Genomic DNA, 15,228 nt, shown 5'->3' with positions numbered 1-15,228 from the left:
CTAACTATTACAACTTTCCGTTGACCTCTACTTCTAAAACGCCTTTTACATCATATACAATTGCATTGTCTTTTTTGAGTGTATCGAAATTTAATGTTTTAAATTCATTGTGTGCGACTCCTAAAACTACAGCGTCAAATTTTTTCCCATCAATTAGCGTGGAATGAGATTCTAAGTTATATTCGTGTAACAGTTCTTGTGGATTTGCCCATGGATCGAAAATCGTAACATTTACAGAATATTCTTTCAAAGCTTTAATCACATCTACAATTTTAGTATTTCTAACGTCCGGACAATTTTCTTTGAAAGTAACCCCTAGCATCAGGATTTCTGCACCATTTACTTTAATTCCTTTTTTAATCATGCATTTCACTACTTGCGAAGCGACATATTCTCCCATAGAATCGTTTAAGCGTCTTCCCGCCAAAATAATTTCGGGATGGTAACCGTGTTCCTGCGCTTTTTGTGCCAAATAATAAGGATCTACCCCAATGCAATGACCTCCTACCAATCCTGGTTTAAAGGGTAAAAAATTCCATTTGGTTCCCGCTGCTTCTAAAACGGCATGGGTATCAATGTCCATCAAATTGAAAATTTTAGCCAATTCATTGACAAATGCAATGTTGATGTCTCTTTGCGAATTTTCAATCACTTTGGCTGCTTCGGCTACTTTTATGGTTGGTGCTAAATGCGTTCCCGCTGTGATAACTGATTTGTACAAATCATTTACTTTTTCGCCTACTTCTGGTGTGGAACCTGAAGTTACTTTCAATATTTTCTCGACTGTATGTTCTTTATCGCCAGGATTAATTCTTTCAGGAGAATATCCTGCAAAAAAATCGACATTGAATTGTAAGCCCGAAGTTTTTTCTACTACCGGAATGCAGTCATCTTCTGTCGCTCCAGGATAAACGGTTGATTCGTAGATAACGATATCACCTTTTTTAAGAACTTTTCCAACTGTTTCGCTGGCTTTGTAAAGTGGCGTTAAATCCGGACGGTTGTTTTTATCAACTGGAGTTGGTACAGTAACAATATAATAATTACAGTCCGCAATATCCGCCAACGATGATGAACATAACAATCCATGAGTAGTTTCGTTGAGCGTTTTTACGAGTACTTCTTGTAAAACTTCATCTTCCACTTCCAGCGTGTTATCAGTCCCGGAATTTAAACTGTCTATACGGGATTGATTAATATCAAATCCCACTACCGGATATTTTGTAGCAAATAATCTCGCCAAAGGCAATCCAACATATCCTAAACCTATAACTGCAATTTTTGGTAAGCTCATTAAATGTATTTTGATTTTAAATATAGTGTTGTTATTATTTTAAATTTTCCCAATACCAATCGACAGCTTCTTTTAAACCGGCTTTTATTACATGAGTGGGTTTGTATCCTAACAATTTATTGGCCTTATCAATACTAGCCAATGAATGTGGAATATCACCTTTCCTATTTGGACCATATTGTATTTCGACTTGAGCGATGGCTTGATCCTTTTCGCTTAAAAATTCTTTTAAATAGTTAACCAATTCGTTTAACGTAGTTCGATCTCCAACCGCCGTATTATATACCGTGTTGATAGCCAAAGGATTATCAGTCGTCATGGCAAGCTCATTCATTTGTACCACGTTATCTACATAAGTAAAATCGCGCGAAAAATCTCCTGTTCCGTTAATTACCGGACTTTCATAATTCATAAATTGTTTTACAAACAACGGAATTACAGCTGCATAAGCTCCGTTTGGATCTTGACGCCGTCCGAAGACATTAAAATATCGAAGTCCAATGGTTTCAAGCCCATAAGTTTTACTAAAAATATCGGCATATAACTCATTGACATATTTTGTTATGGCGTATGGCGATAATGGTTTTCCAATGATATCTTCTACTTTTGGCAACGCTTCAGAATCTCCATAGGTAGAGGAACTTGCTGCATAAATAAACCGCTTTACATGAGCATCTCTTGAGGCGACTAACATGTTTAAAAAACCAGAAACATTTACGTCATTACTTGTAATGGGATCATTGATAGATCGAGGAACCGAACCTAATGCGGCCTGATGCAAAACGTAATCTACATTTTTTGTAGCTTCATGACACGTATCTAAATTTCTAATATCGCCTTCAATCAATTTAAAATTTGGATTCGCAAAGAAAGGTTCAATATTATGTCGATGACCAGTTGCAAAGTTATCCAAGCATACTACTTGATACCCTTTACCCAAAAAATGTTCGCATAAATTAGAGCCTATAAAACCTGCTCCTCCTGTTATTAATATTTTCAACATATTTTTTATTAGTTATTGACTTCTAGCGGTCAAATTACTTTACTTAAACTTACAAAACCTTTCGAGACAATAGGCAAACTTAGCACCTCATCTGCTAACATTTCCGTAATAGGCAAATGAACAGCATGGTATTCTTTGTACGCTTCTTGTTTGTGGGGAGGAATAGGATAATGGATAAGCGTTTCTACTCCATTTTCCCGTAAAATACGCTGAAGGTATTCGCGGTTTTTGCTTCTAACTACAAACAAATGCCACACGTGTTCTTCGCGGTTTTGCGGTAGGGACGGCAAAAATACGTCAGGATTTTGAATTTGCCTACAATATTGTTCAGCAATTTTTCTGCGAGCTTCGTTTTCAGCGTCCAAATATTGCAACTTTATATTCAATATCGCAGCTTGAAATTCATCAATCCTACTGTTTAATCCTTTGTATTGGTTAACATATTTTTTTTGAGAACCGTAATTGGCAATTGCCCTGATGGTTGTAGCAAGTTCTTCATCTTGACAACAAACGGCTCCAGCATCACCCAAAGCGCCTAAATTTTTCCCCGGATAAAAACTAAATCCGGAAGCATCTCCCAAGTTACCTGACTTTTTATCTTGAATAATTGCCCCAATCGCTTGTGCATTATCTTCAATGATTTTAAGGGAATACTTTTGTTTTAATTGTGTGATTTTTTCCGAAAAAACCGCGCGACCATAGAGATGAACTAACATAATGCCTTTTGTTTTTTCGGTTATATGGCTTTCGATTAAATTGATATCGATATTATAAGTTTCTAAATCAGGCTCCACAAAAACGGGAACCAAACCATTTTCGGTAATGGCTAAAATAGATGCTATAAACGTATGAGCTGGAACAATTATCTCGTCGCCAGGTTTCATGAACCCTAACTCTATGTAGGCCCTAAAAATTAACCTCAACGCATCGTATCCGTTACCACAACTTATACAATAAGGTGCTCCAATATATTGTGAAAGATTTTTCTCGAAAGCCGCTGTTTCATTTCCAAGCAAATAATGACCACTGCGAAACACCTCTAATAGCTTTTGCTCAATCTCTTCTTGGTGAACGAGGTTTTTTTGTTGTAAATCAAGAAACTTAATCATCTTTTTGAAATTAAATTTATTTCATAATGATCTAAAACTAAAGCCCTTGCACCGAACATTTCTTTTTGCAATAGCAAGCCTTCGTTTAAATCTCTACCATTGTTTTCGGTGGAAATACCAAAGCTAAAATATTTTTCCGAATCAGCATATTTTTTGAGCAATTCGAAAATCAAGTAGTCTAAAGCCCCTATTTTTTTACCTTCAACGCTACTTGCCATATATTGTGTGTGCACCACATTTTTAAATTGGTAAATCACAGTTCCCGCTAATAATTTTTCAGAATCGTAAACCCCAAAAAATTTAATATTTTCAGGAAATGAACTTCGAAGGTAATCGATTTCTTGTAATGTATGAACCGGCTTTACGTCAAATTTTTGTAAAGTTTTTTCTAAAAGTTCCCAAAACAGATTTGCTTCAAAAATTTCCCGAACCTGTAATTTTTTTGCCTTGCCTTTTCGTACATTTTGTTTTTTAGTTTCAGAAAAATTTATTGCGTTTTGCAGATTGATTACAGAAGATAAATCTCTGCGAAAAAGTACTGCATCGTCCAAAAACATGGCATAAAGATCTTCCTCTGAAGCTATTTCCGAAAAAATAGTGGGAATTTTTTTATAAATTATCTTTTCAAAACTTAAGGATTGGTACTGCTTTTTGAGCAAATTATAAACTTCAAAAACTTCTGGCGTTGTTATTTTTTTTGCCAAAATTAATCCTCCAAAAGTAAGTCCTTGGTGAGAATAAACAACGTTTCCCATAACATTGGCAGGAAAAACAGCCACTACTTTATTTTTTTTATAGAAAATTAATGAAGCATCTTCAAAACGATGTTGATGGTATTCCATGTATTTTCGGTGAAATAAAAAAATGCCGTTTTTGCTGTTTTCAACAAAATTATTCCAGCCATCTGCATATTCTGGTTGGTATTTTTTTACCGAAATCATAGTGTCCGAAATTTTTGAAATGAATGATAATCCCGAATGTAGTCATCTTCTGTAAATTCGGCGGAAGCCAAAACCAAACAAATGCTACCGCTAGAAAAATTATGAATTTCACGCCAAACTCCCGGTTGCAAAAACAGTGCTTCGGAAGGATTGTTTAAAAAAATTTCTTTTTTATTAGTTCCGTCGTCTAAAGTTACGGTGAAAGACCCGCTAACGGCAATGAGATATTGCGCTAACTTTTTGTGTGCATGTCCACCGCGTTGACTTCCAAAGGGAATGTCGTATAAATAATAAACACGACGAACAGTGAATGGTAGCTGCAAATTGTTTTCCAAAGCCACCAGCTTTCCTTCGCTACTCAAGACAGTTGGTAAGGAGATTTTGTGGCAATCGTCAATAGTTTGCATTTTATATTTGTTTTAAAAAATCGTCAAAGTCTCGAATATAATCATTTTCATCGAAAGCAGCATCACTAACTACTAAAACCACAGCATTTGTCGAAATATTGTGTATTTGTCGCCAATGCATTTTGGGAACTAAAACACCTTTGTTTGCCCGATTTAAAGTAAATTTTTCTTCAACTTTTCCATCATGGGTTAGAATCTCAAAACTACCCGAAAGCGCCACAATTAGTTCGGTTTGATTTCGAAAAGCGTGCCCGTTATTTTCGCCTCCCGGAATATCATAAATCCAGTAAGTTCTTTTTATTTCAAACGGAATTTGATTAGGAAATTCAAAAAACGACAAATTCCCTCGTTCATCGGGAATTTGTGGCAACTGGATGATATGTGCTTTTTGTGAAATCACTTTTTTCGGTTTGCTAATCTCAACAAATATTGTCCGTATTCGTTTTTTTGAAGTGGTGTTGCTAGCTCAATTAATTTTTCTTTAGAAATATACCCCATTTCGTAAGCAATTTCTTCTAAACAAGCTACTTTTAACCCTTGTCTTTTTTCAATGGTTTGAATAAAATTAGAAGCTTCCAATAAAGACTCGTGGGTTCCGGTATCAAGCCAAGCGTAACCACGTCCCATGAGTTCTACTTTTAGATTTTTCTCCGCCAAATATTCTTGGTTTACTGTGGTAATTTCTAGTTCACCTCTCGCACTTGGCTTGATTCCTTTGGCAATTTTAACCACAGAATTTGGATAAAAATAAAGTCCGACAACGGCATAATTACTTTTAGGGGCTGCCGGTTTTTCTTCAATTGAAATTACATTTCCTTGCTTGTCAAACTCTGCCACGCCATAACGTTCCGGGTCTTGAACGTAGTACCCAAAAACAGTTGCTTTTTTGGCAACCGTTACATTTTGAACTGCGGTTTTCAGCAATTCGGTTAAACCGTGACCATAAAATATATTGTCGCCTAAAATGAGGCAAACATCGTCATTCCCAATAAATTTCTCCCCTATAATGAACGCTTGTGCCAAACCATCAGGGCTAGGTTGTTCGGAATATTCAAGTTTGATTCCAAAATCAGAGCCATCGCCTAAAAGGTTTTTGAAATTAGGCAAGTCATGAGGTGTAGAAATGATCAAAATTTCATTAATTCCCGAAAGCATCAATACCGAAAGCGGATAATAAATCATTGGCTTGTCGTAAATTGCCATTAACTGTTTTGAAATCGAACGGGTTAACGGGTACAATCTTGTTCCTGAACCTCCTGCTAATATGATGCCTTTCATGTATTTTTAATTTTTATTGGATTGTAATTTTTGAATCACTTTTTGTAAACTATCTTTATAAAAAGGAATTTCTACTTGATAGGTTTCACTAATTTTTTTAGTATTTAGTAGCGAAAATGCTGGTCTTTTTGCCGGAGTTGGGTATGCCGTTGTTGGGATTCCAGTAAGTTCACAGTTTAAATTTGCCAGTTCTTTAATATCTTTTGCAAAATCATACCAGGAAATTTCACCTTTGTTCGAATAATGATACATTCCTGGATGCCAAACGCCCGAATCGATTATTTTTAAAATGGCTTTCGCCAAATCGCCTGCATATGTTGGACTTCCTATTTGATCATTCACAATGTTTAAGCTATCTCGCTCGTTCATGAGCTTCATCATCGTTTTTACAAAATTATTCCCAAATTCCGAATAAACCCAAGCGGTTCTGATGATAATGCTGGTAGGATTTTCCCTCATTGCAGCTTCTTCCCCACGCAATTTACTTTCGCCATAAAAATTGATTGGTGCAACTGCTGCGTTTTCGTCTAATGCTTTTGCCGAATTTCCGTTAAAAACGTAATCGGTAGAAATATGCAATAAATTTGAATTTTTTTTAAAACAATATTTTGCCATCGCTTCTACAGCTGTGTGGTTGACGGCTTCTGCTGCGGCTTTGTCAGTTTCTGCTTTGTCAACGGCCGTGTATGCGGCACAATTTATAATTATATCTGGTTGTAAATGTTCTAAATATTCCGAAATATAGAAAGAATCTTCTAAGGAAAAATTTTCACGGGTGGCAAAAACGAATTCGTAGCCGGATAGGTTGCGAGAAATTGCGTTAATTTCACTTCCCAGCTGACCGTTTGCTCCAGTTACGAGAATTTTTTTCATAAAAATGGTTTTAAATCCGCTAAGGTTCCAGCGATTTGGTCTTTTTCAGAAACGATAGCGTCTCTTGAATTTACTTTCCAATCAATTGCTAATGCCGGATCGTCAAATTTAATGCTTCTTTCGCTGTCTTTATCGTAAACTTCATCAATTTTATAGGCTACAACTGCTTCTTCGCTTAAGACGGAAAATCCGTGTGCAAAACCTTTGGGAATCAACAATTGTTTATGGTTTTCCTCAGAAAGTACAATGCTAAAATGCTGTCCAAAAGTGGGTGATTCCGGTCGAACATCTACGGCAACATCCAAAATTTCGCCCTGTAAAACTCTCACCAATTTACTTTGAGCAAATGGTGGTAATTGCAAATGTAAACCTCTGATGACATTTTTTTTGGAGGAACTTTGATTATCTTGAATAAAAACTAAGTCAATCCCATTTTTAGTATAAGCATTTTGATTGTAGGCTTCGAAAAAATAACCTCTGTCGTCCCCAAAAATCTTTGGCGTAATAATTTTTAATCCTTCGATTGTGGTTTGTTCAACTAACATTAATTGTATTGTTTTGTATAATAATTGGCGTATTCTCCACTGGTTACATTGTTTAACCACTCTTGGTTATTCAAAAACCAATCGATGGTTTTTTCTAAACCTTGCTCAAAAGTAACGGATGGTTTCCAACCCAGTTCGCGGTTAATTTTTGTAGCATCAATTGCATAGCGCAAATCATGACCCGGACGGTCTTTTACGTAAGTAATTAATTGTTCGGAAGTTCCTTTTTCTCTGTTTAATTTTTGATCCATTTGTTGACAAAGCAGCTTCACTAAATCAATATTTTTCCATTCGTTGAAACCTCCAATGTTATAAGTTTCGTGATTTTTTCCTTTGTGAAAAACCAAGTCAATTGCCACAGCATGATCCTCTACAAAAAGCCAATCTCTAGTATAATTTCCGTCGCCGTAAACTGGTAAAGGCTTATTGTTGATGATATTATTGATAAAAAGCGGAATTAATTTTTCCGGGAAATGGTTAGGACCGTAATTGTTAGAGCAATTGGTCAATACATAAGGTAAACCGTATGTTTCTCCGTATGCTCTTACAAAATGATCCGAACTCGCTTTAGATGCAGAATAAGGAGAGTTCGGGTCGTAAGGTGTTGTTTCGGTAAAAAGACCGGTTTGACCTAAGCTTCCATACACTTCATCAGTACTAATATGGTAAAATCTTTTGCCCTCAAAATTCTCTTTCCAGGTGTTTTTGGCGGCATTTAATAAGTTCATTGTTCCGAAAACATTTGTTTTCACAAAAGCCAAAGGATCTGTAATTGAGCGATCCACGTGAGATTCTGCTGCTAAATGTAAAACGCCATCAAATTGATATTTTTCGAATAATGAATCGATAAAAGCGGCATCAGTAATATCTCCCTTTAAAAAAGTATAGTTAGGAGCTTGTTCGATATCCGAAATATTTTCGAGGTTTCCAGCATAAGTTAGGGCATCTAAATTAAAAATGTGATAATCTGGATACTGGTTTACAAATCTTCTCACTACGTGAGAACCGATAAATCCGGCACCTCCGGTAATTAAAATATTTTTCATCGAAACAAAATTAAATTTTTTGAATGGTTGGCAAAATTAATGGTTTTCTTGCGGTATATGTTACTAAATTAAAAACATTTTTTGATTTATTGTGTAAACTTATAGTAAAATCTGTGAGGCTTTATTGACATCAAAAATGTTTCCTTCAATCGATTGTTCGTTGGTAAAAGCCTCCCTATTTTTCTTACTACACATATTTTTTTTGAAATTTATTAATCAACTTATGACCCAATTCCGTGGTATATAAATCCTATTTCTTTTAATTTTTCGGCATTTAGAATGTTTCGTCCATCAAATATAAAAGCAGGTTTTAACATCTTGTCATAAATTTTTTGCCAGTCATAATCCCGAAATTCGTCCCATTCGGTTAGCACGGCTACAGCGTGAGAATTTCCCATAGCTTCGTAAGGATTTTTTGTAACGGAAACGCTGCTTTTATTTTCATCAACGGTTCTGTTTCCTAAATAATTTAAGTCATTATAAATTTGATGTGCTTCTACTTTGGGGTCATAAACAGCAAGTTGGGCTTGCTCGTTAATTAATTCGTCTGCTACGTATATTGCTGCGGATTCACGGGTATCATTTGTATCTTTTTTAAAAGCCCAACCTAAAAATGCTATTTTTTTTCCGGAAACGGTATTATATAAGGTAGAAACTATTTTTTGTGCAAATCGACGCTTTTGATGGTCGTTCATGATGATCACCTGTTCCCAATAATCGGCTACTTCAGTTAATCCATAAGATTTTGCAATGTAAACCAGATTCAAAATATCTTTTTGAAAACAAGATCCTCCAAAACCGACAGAGGCTTTTAAAAATTTCGATCCTATTCGGCTGTCCATTCCAATTGCTTTTGCCACTTCATTAACGTTTGCACCGGTTTTTTCGCAAAGTTCAGACAATGCATTGATCGAGGAAACTCTTTGTGCTAAATAAGCATTTGCTGTAAGTTTTGACAATTCTGACGACCATAAATTTGTGGTTAGAATTTTATTTCGATCCACCCAATTGGCGTACACTTCAATTAATTTTTCGACGGCTTCCTGACCTTCCGGCGAAGGATCTCCGCCAATTAAAATTCTGTCCGGGTTTAATAAATCTTGAACTGCGGTTCCTTCAGCTAAAAACTCTGGGTTGGAAAGAATTTGAAAACGAACACCATTTCCGGTATTTTCCAAAATATTTTTAACCGCTTCGGCAGTTCTCACCGGAAGAGTAGATTTTTCGACAACAATTTTATCCGAAGTGGATACCTTGGCAATTTGTCGCGCACAAAGTTCTATGTATTTTAAATCTGCCGCCATACCTTTTCCCGAACCATAGGTTTTTGTTGGCGTGTTTACTGAAATAAAAATCATTTCGGCTTCGGCAATGGCTTTTTCAACTTCGGTAGAAAAAAATAAATTTCTGCCTCTGGCTTCGGCTACGACTTCTGCTAATCCTGGCTCGTAGATAGGAATTTGATTTACATCGGGGTGGTTCCAAGCGGCAATTCTTGCCTCGTTAAGATCTACAACGGTTACTTGAATTTCGGGACATTTTTGCGCAATAACAGCCATAGTTGGTCCTCCAACGTATCCGGCTCCAATGCAGCATATTTTTTTTATTTTCATTCTACTACTAAATTTTGTAATTTAATTAATCATGCCGTTGGATAAATTTGACCATAAAACATTGGTAAATTTATACGGTGTCTATAAAATTCTTTTCGGTTTTGTTAAATATCACTAATCCGAACAAGAAAATAAATACAGAAAATGTTATTGAATAAATGATTCCAAAGGTGTTAAATTCTCCTTGACCTAAAAAAGAATATTTGAAAAACTCAAAAATACTGGTTAATGGGTTCAAGTAAACAAAATTCTCGTATCCATAGGGTCTTAATTTTTCTACCACCAACGAAGTTGGATAAACCACTGGTGTGAGGTACATATACAATTGAATTCCAAATCCTACTAAAAAGGACAAATCTCGATATTTGGTAGTCATGGATGAAATTACCATTCCGAAACCCATTGAAATTAACGCCATTAAAATTAACAATATTGGAAGGAACACAACTGTCCAATTTGGTCTTAATGTGCTGTCTTGAAAAATAAAATAACCTAATGCTATCAAGAAAAACAAAAACTGAATACCAAATTTAAGTAAGTTAGAAACCGTGACGGACATGGGCATTATGACTCTTGGAAAATAAACTTTGCCGAAAATATTTTGGTTAGATTTAAAAGTGTCGGAGGTAGATTTAAAACAATCCGCAAAGTAGAGCCAAAGTGTATTTCCTGCTAACGCAAATAGAAAATAGTTTACGCCATCCGATTCAATTTGGGCAATTTTATTAAAAATAACAAATTGAACCACTGAGGTTAAAACGGGCTGAATTAGAAACCACAATGGTCCTAAAATGGTTTGTTTGTAATAGGTAACAATATCGCGTTTTACAAATAAAAGCAGCAAATCGCGGTAACGCCAAATTTCGGAAAAATTAAACTCAAAAAGATTTCCTTTTGGACTAATTTCATACAGCCAATCTTTATTCTCGAGGCTTTGATTTATTTTTTCTTCCATTTTGATTTTAACTTGGTAAATGTTCCTCTTGGTTCGTCTTCGTGATAACCATCGCTGTAACTTCCATAGCCGTAGCCATATCCATAACCGTATCCATAACGATTTTTATTTTCAAATCCGTTAAAAACAATACTAATATTGGTTAACTCGCCTTTTTTATATTTGTCGTTGACCAAATTTAGCATGCCTTTTTTAGTTCTATTTTGTCTTACAACGTAAAGTGTTGCATCACAGTGTTGCGCGAGTTCGAGTGCATCCGCCACTAATCCTACTGGAGGAGTATCAAGAATAATATAATCGTATTGATTGCGAAGTTCTTCAAGCATTTCTTTTATTGAATCGCCTAAGATTAATTCTCCCGGGTTTGGCGGAATTGGACCTGAAGTAATGACATCTAAATTATCTATTCCAGATTTTTGTATGATTTCGTTGAGAGATTTTTGTCCAATCAAATAATTAACAACGCCAAAAGTATTGTTGAGGTTGAAGTCGCCAAAGATTTTTGGCTTTCTTAAATCCAAGCCTACGATAACGGTTTTTTTATCGCTTAGCGCAAAAACTGTTGCAATATTTATAGAGCAAAACGTTTTGCCTTCACCACTTATTGAAGAAGTAACCATCAAGGTTTTTGCACCTACTACGTTGTGCTTTTTATACATAAATTGTAATGATGAGCGAATGGCTCGAAAGGCTTCCGAAAGGGCAGATTTAGGCTTTTCGTAAACCGTTAAATTTGATAAAGTGGTTTTTTTTCCTACCACTCCCAACAGTGGAATTTTAGTAAGGGCATTTAAATCTTCAGGAGAATTTACGCCGTTATCTAGATATACAATGATAAATGTTACCAATAACGGAAAAAGCAAGCCTAAAAATAATGCCATTATATAATTGACACTAGTTTTTGGCCCGATAGGGCCGTTTCCAATATCTTTAGCCGGATCAATAAAATGGATATCTGAAAGGTTTGCGGCTTTTACGATGTCGGCTTCATTTCTTTTTTCTAAAAAAGTATTGAATATTTTTTCTGCCAAATCATAATCTCGGGTAATTTTAAGCAAATCTTGTTGTTCTTCTGGAAGGCGTCTTATGGTGCTTTCTGCTGCTGAAATTTTGCTATTCACTAAGGATAGATCATTTTGAATAACCGATTTTGCGGCAGCGATATTTTCTAACAAAACTTTTTTGATGGCTTCCATTTCGTTATCAAAATCACGGAAAAATTTCTCGTTTTTAACCGCATAAGCTTTTTCCGATCTTTGAACTGATAATGCAATTAATCTTGAGACATTTCCTACCACGTTTGGATCATCGATTCCGGCAACTGCTGGAGCGGGAAGTTTGCTATAATCTTTACTGTTGCTAAGATAATTTCGTAATGTGTTATAATAAGCTAGTTTCCGGTTAATTCCATCGCGTTCTAAATCCAAAGTCGAGAGTTTTTCTGAAAGTTGTTCACCGTTACCTTCTAATTCAAAAACGTTTTTCCCTTTCCTAAAACTTTTTAATTCACCTTGAGCTCCTTTTAATTGACTTTCCATTGATACAAGTGTACTGTCAATAAATGCAATTGTGTTGATGGCAAATTGATTTTTACTGTCGAGTTGATTTTTTCTCAAGACATCAACCGTTGTATTAAGGTAGTCCACTAATTTGGCCTTGTTAGTTCCTTGAAGGCTCAATTTTAGAATTGAACCGCCTTTAGCATCCGGTTCAACACTAATTCCTTTATAGTGACTAACCGTTCCGTTGAAATTATCGAATCTTATAAAATATTCGCTATCCTTATAATTGTGAGCATCAGGATTAAGCTCCAAAGTCCAATTTAAAAAGGGTAATTTTACTGGTGAACCTACACGGAAACGTTTTTTATATTCGCCCGAAGCCGTCTTAACAGGATTGTATGTCTCGGTGGCATAAACCACCGTTTCTGCTGATTCTGAGGTAAAATCTATACTAATTTCGTATTCCGTTTCAGTTATAAATTTTATTTTAATTGGCTTTCCCGCTAGTTGAGGCGCTTTAGTATCTATATTTACTTTGAATGGCGTATTGCCGTAAACATCTACATAATTATATTTTCCTTCTTGTAGATATTGAATGTAATATTGAAGTTTTGCGACTACTAATTCATTATGGCTTCGGGATCTGAGTGTAGTAATCACAGTTTGCACTTTATCCGAAGTTCCTCCCCAGTTAAAAACTAAACTGGTATTTGAGGTAAAAAAAGGATTACTTTCATCGCGAACGGTAATCAAGCTCTCCATCCCATAAATTTTTTCTTTTCTGGTGTTGACTTGATACGCTACAAAAAGACAAATGGCAAGACTAAGCAAAAACCATTTCCAATAGCTGAGAATTTTCATCAAAAAACCCTTAAAATCAAAATGGTTTTGATTGTCAAAAAGGGCAAAATCTTTCGAGTCTAACATTTTTTCAAAAAAAATTATCTGTTAATAAGCAAAAGTACGGTGGTAACAAGAGAAATCATTGTCATTACCAAACCAAGGGTTTGCAAGCCAGTTGTTCCGGTTCCCCAAGTTTTTTGCTTTAATGGTTTGACGTATATATAATCGTTAGGTTGCACATAATAATAAGGAGAATTCATTACTTCTGCATCTGTCAAATCTAAAGAATGCATTTCTGTCCCTTGAGGATATTGCCTTACAATTACTACTTCTTTCCTATTTCCCACGGTTGTAATATCTCCGGCATTGGCAACCGCTTCAAGTACAGTAACCCTGTCTTGAAATAAAGTTTGAGTTCCGGGACTGTTGATTTCACCGTTGACGGTAAACCGAACTCCAGCTAATTTTACATTTACAAAGATATTAGCAACCTTATTGAAGTACTCATCTAATAATTGTTTTTCAATTTTAGCCCGAATTTCCTCAACCGTAAAACCCAGTACATTTACTTCTCCTAATACCGGAATTCGGATATTTCCATGATCGTTTACCGTATAACCATCAAAATATAGCTGTTGTGTACTTTGACCCTGATTTCCCCCACCTCCAGGTTGCGTGTTAAACATTTCCACTAAAGCAGCGTCTAAAGCTTTAATTTTAATACTCAAAACGTCGTTTACTTGAACACGATAAGGTTTTAAAGCTACTGGATTTACGGCAGCAGTAGCTCCATCATTTTTTTTCTGCAAATAAATTAGGTCTTGAGCCGGAACGCATGACGTAAATACAACGCCAATAGCCAAACAACACAACACAAATATTTTTCTCATTGTTAAATAATTTCGAAACAAATATAGTTTTTCATTTAGAAAATGCTAACCCTTTCTAATTATTTTTAAGCGAATTTTCAAAAGGAATTCGATGCAAGATGCTTCTCCCAAGTGTAGCCTCGTCCGCATATTCCAGCTCATCGCCAATGGGAATTCCTCTGGCAATGGTAGAAGTTAACACAGAAAAGTCTTTGATTTGCTTGTAAATATAAAAGTTGGTGGTATCACCTTCCATGGTCGCGCTTAACGCAAAAATAATTTCGCGGATACCCCCAGTTCTCACTTTCTCCACTAACGAGTGGATATGTAACTGACTCGGGCCAACTCCATCAATAGGAGAAATTTTTCCTCCTAAAACGTGATACACTCCTCTAAAAGTAGCAGTATTTTCTATCGCCATCACATCTCTTATGTCTTCCACTACGCAAACAAGTTCATGATCACGTTTTGGATTATTACATATTTCACAGACTTCAGTGTCAGAGATGCTGTGGCAATTTTTACAGAATTTTATTTCGTCTCGCATATTCAGTAATGCTTCGGCTAAAAAATGCGTCTGGTCTTTAGGCTGCTTAAGCAAATGCAATACGAGTCGTAATGCAGTACGTTTTCCGATTCCTGGGAGTTGAGAAATTTCAGCTACTGCTTTTTCTAATAATTTTGATGAAAATTCCATGACGCAAAGTTAATCAATATTTCATACTTGAAGCATGGCCGTGTTGTGTAATCAAGAGTAAATTTTTCCAAAAAAAAGACATACCCTAATATATCTTTAAACTTTAAAAAAAAATTCATTGCTTTAGATTTTAGATTAATAATCAAGACAATTAAACGATTAATGTGAAAGATTTTAATCTTTGAAATGTGTTTTTTAGCCACTGAAAATCAGCAATTAAAATTATATTTTACAGTAGTTTGTATTTGTAGAA

General features: G+C 35.5%; 15 protein-coding genes. All 15 read right to left on the bottom strand.

Translation table 11 applies throughout. From position 1 onward, the window contains the following. Positions 1-7: 7 nt before the first annotated feature. On the bottom strand, positions 8-1,294 hold the full coding sequence (locus tag GV828_RS06325; RefSeq protein ID WP_166536641.1) for a nucleotide sugar dehydrogenase: 1,287 nt from the start codon (positions 1,292-1,294) through the stop codon (positions 8-10). Positions 1,295-1,328: 34 nt separating this feature from the next. Further along, positions 1,329-2,297, bottom strand: a complete 969-nt coding sequence (locus GV828_RS06320; protein ID WP_166536640.1) for an SDR family oxidoreductase — start codon at positions 2,295-2,297, stop codon at positions 1,329-1,331. Positions 2,298-2,326: 29 nt separating this feature from the next. After that, on the bottom strand, positions 2,327-3,406 hold the full coding sequence (locus tag GV828_RS06315) for a DegT/DnrJ/EryC1/StrS family aminotransferase (RefSeq protein ID WP_166536639.1): 1,080 nt from the start codon (positions 3,404-3,406) through the stop codon (positions 2,327-2,329). Beyond that, positions 3,403-4,347, bottom strand: coding sequence for a GNAT family N-acetyltransferase (locus GV828_RS06310; protein WP_166536638.1), 945 nt, complete (start codon positions 4,345-4,347; stop codon positions 3,403-3,405). Before GV828_RS06310 ends, GV828_RS06315 begins: the two co-directional genes overlap by 4 nt. Beyond that, positions 4,344-4,754, bottom strand: coding sequence for a sugar 3,4-ketoisomerase (locus tag GV828_RS06305; protein ID WP_166536637.1), 411 nt, complete (start codon positions 4,752-4,754; stop codon positions 4,344-4,346). The genes GV828_RS06310 and GV828_RS06305 overlap by 4 nt, the downstream gene beginning before the upstream one ends. Before the next feature lies 1 nt (position 4,755). Next, entirely contained in the window at positions 4,756-5,154 is a 399-nt protein-coding gene (locus GV828_RS06300; RefSeq protein WP_317163812.1) for a sugar 3,4-ketoisomerase, read from the bottom strand. Continuing rightward, entirely contained in the window at positions 5,151-6,032 is an 882-nt protein-coding gene (gene rfbA / locus GV828_RS06295; RefSeq protein ID WP_166536636.1) for a glucose-1-phosphate thymidylyltransferase RfbA, read from the bottom strand. Before rfbA ends, GV828_RS06300 begins: the two co-directional genes overlap by 4 nt. 6 nt (positions 6,033-6,038) lie before the next feature. Beyond that, on the bottom strand, positions 6,039-6,905 hold the full coding sequence (gene rfbD, locus GV828_RS06290; RefSeq protein WP_166536635.1) for a dTDP-4-dehydrorhamnose reductase: 867 nt from the start codon (positions 6,903-6,905) through the stop codon (positions 6,039-6,041). Continuing rightward, on the bottom strand, positions 6,902-7,450 hold the full coding sequence (gene rfbC, locus GV828_RS06285) for a dTDP-4-dehydrorhamnose 3,5-epimerase (RefSeq protein WP_166536634.1): 549 nt from the start codon (positions 7,448-7,450) through the stop codon (positions 6,902-6,904). The genes rfbD and rfbC overlap by 4 nt, the downstream gene beginning before the upstream one ends. Next, the gene (gene rfbB / locus GV828_RS06280; protein WP_166536633.1) at positions 7,450-8,496 is read right to left on the bottom strand and encodes a dTDP-glucose 4,6-dehydratase; all 1,047 of its coding nucleotides are present in this window, start codon (positions 8,494-8,496) and stop codon (positions 7,450-7,452) included. Before rfbB ends, rfbC begins: the two co-directional genes overlap by 1 nt. A 221-nt stretch (positions 8,497-8,717) precedes the next feature. Continuing rightward, positions 8,718-10,109 (bottom strand): UDP-glucose 6-dehydrogenase, encoded by a 1,392-nt coding sequence (locus GV828_RS06275; protein WP_166536632.1) that lies wholly within the window; start codon positions 10,107-10,109, stop codon positions 8,718-8,720. Positions 10,110-10,179: 70 nt separating this feature from the next. After that, positions 10,180-11,064: an ABC transporter permease gene (locus GV828_RS06270; protein WP_208103148.1), complete on the bottom strand. Its 885-nt coding sequence runs from the start codon at positions 11,062-11,064 to the stop codon at positions 10,180-10,182. Beyond that, on the bottom strand, positions 11,049-13,493 hold the full coding sequence (locus GV828_RS06265) for a polysaccharide biosynthesis tyrosine autokinase (RefSeq protein ID WP_166536631.1): 2,445 nt from the start codon (positions 13,491-13,493) through the stop codon (positions 11,049-11,051). Before GV828_RS06265 ends, GV828_RS06270 begins: the two co-directional genes overlap by 16 nt. A gap of 14 nt (positions 13,494-13,507) precedes the next feature. Continuing rightward, positions 13,508-14,299 carry a polysaccharide biosynthesis/export family protein gene (locus GV828_RS06260; protein ID WP_166536630.1) on the bottom strand — a complete coding sequence of 264 codons (792 nt, stop codon included), beginning with the start codon at positions 14,297-14,299 and terminating at the stop codon, positions 13,508-13,510. Positions 14,300-14,354: 55 nt separating this feature from the next. Then, positions 14,355-14,975, bottom strand: a complete 621-nt coding sequence (gene recR, locus GV828_RS06255; RefSeq protein ID WP_166536629.1) for a recombination mediator RecR — start codon at positions 14,973-14,975, stop codon at positions 14,355-14,357. Between the last annotated feature and the right edge of the window lie 253 nt (positions 14,976-15,228).

This window comes from Flavobacterium ichthyis, from assembly GCF_009915155.1.
GTDB lineage: Bacteria > Bacteroidota > Bacteroidia > Flavobacteriales > Flavobacteriaceae > Flavobacterium > Flavobacterium ichthyis.
The sequence above is the reverse complement of the archived record's forward strand: the minus strand, read 5'-3'. Positions and strand labels throughout refer to the sequence as shown.

Excerpts from the sequence above, each read along its gene's own strand:
- GV828_RS06325 (WP_166536641.1), bottom strand. The coding sequence starts at position 1,294 with ATGAGCTTACCAAAAATTGCAGTTATAGGTTTAGGATATGTTGGATTG.
- GV828_RS06320 (WP_166536640.1), bottom strand. The coding sequence starts at position 2,297 with ATGTTGAAAATATTAATAACAGGAGGAGCAGGTTTTATAGGCTCTAAT.
- GV828_RS06315 (WP_166536639.1), bottom strand. The coding sequence starts at position 3,406 with ATGATTAAGTTTCTTGATTTACAACAAAAAAACCTCGTTCACCAAGAA.
- GV828_RS06310 (WP_166536638.1), bottom strand. The coding sequence starts at position 4,347 with ATGATTTCGGTAAAAAAATACCAACCAGAATATGCAGATGGCTGGAAT.
- GV828_RS06305 (WP_166536637.1), bottom strand. The coding sequence starts at position 4,754 with ATGCAAACTATTGACGATTGCCACAAAATCTCCTTACCAACTGTCTTG.
- rfbA (WP_166536636.1), bottom strand. The coding sequence starts at position 6,032 with ATGAAAGGCATCATATTAGCAGGAGGTTCAGGAACAAGATTGTACCCG.
- rfbD (WP_166536635.1), bottom strand. The coding sequence starts at position 6,905 with ATGAAAAAAATTCTCGTAACTGGAGCAAACGGTCAGCTGGGAAGTGAA.
- rfbC (WP_166536634.1), bottom strand. The coding sequence starts at position 7,450 with ATGTTAGTTGAACAAACCACAATCGAAGGATTAAAAATTATTACGCCA.
- rfbB (WP_166536633.1), bottom strand. The coding sequence starts at position 8,496 with ATGAAAAATATTTTAATTACCGGAGGTGCCGGATTTATCGGTTCTCAC.
- GV828_RS06275 (WP_166536632.1), bottom strand. The coding sequence starts at position 10,109 with ATGAAAATAAAAAAAATATGCTGCATTGGAGCCGGATACGTTGGAGGA.
- GV828_RS06270 (WP_208103148.1), bottom strand. The coding sequence starts at position 11,064 with ATGGAAGAAAAAATAAATCAAAGCCTCGAGAATAAAGATTGGCTGTAT.
- GV828_RS06265 (WP_166536631.1), bottom strand. The coding sequence starts at position 13,493 with ATGTTAGACTCGAAAGATTTTGCCCTTTTTGACAATCAAAACCATTTT.
- GV828_RS06260 (WP_166536630.1), bottom strand. The coding sequence starts at position 14,299 with ATGAGAAAAATATTTGTGTTGTGTTGTTTGGCTATTGGCGTTGTATTT.
- recR (WP_166536629.1), bottom strand. The coding sequence starts at position 14,975 with ATGGAATTTTCATCAAAATTATTAGAAAAAGCAGTAGCTGAAATTTCT.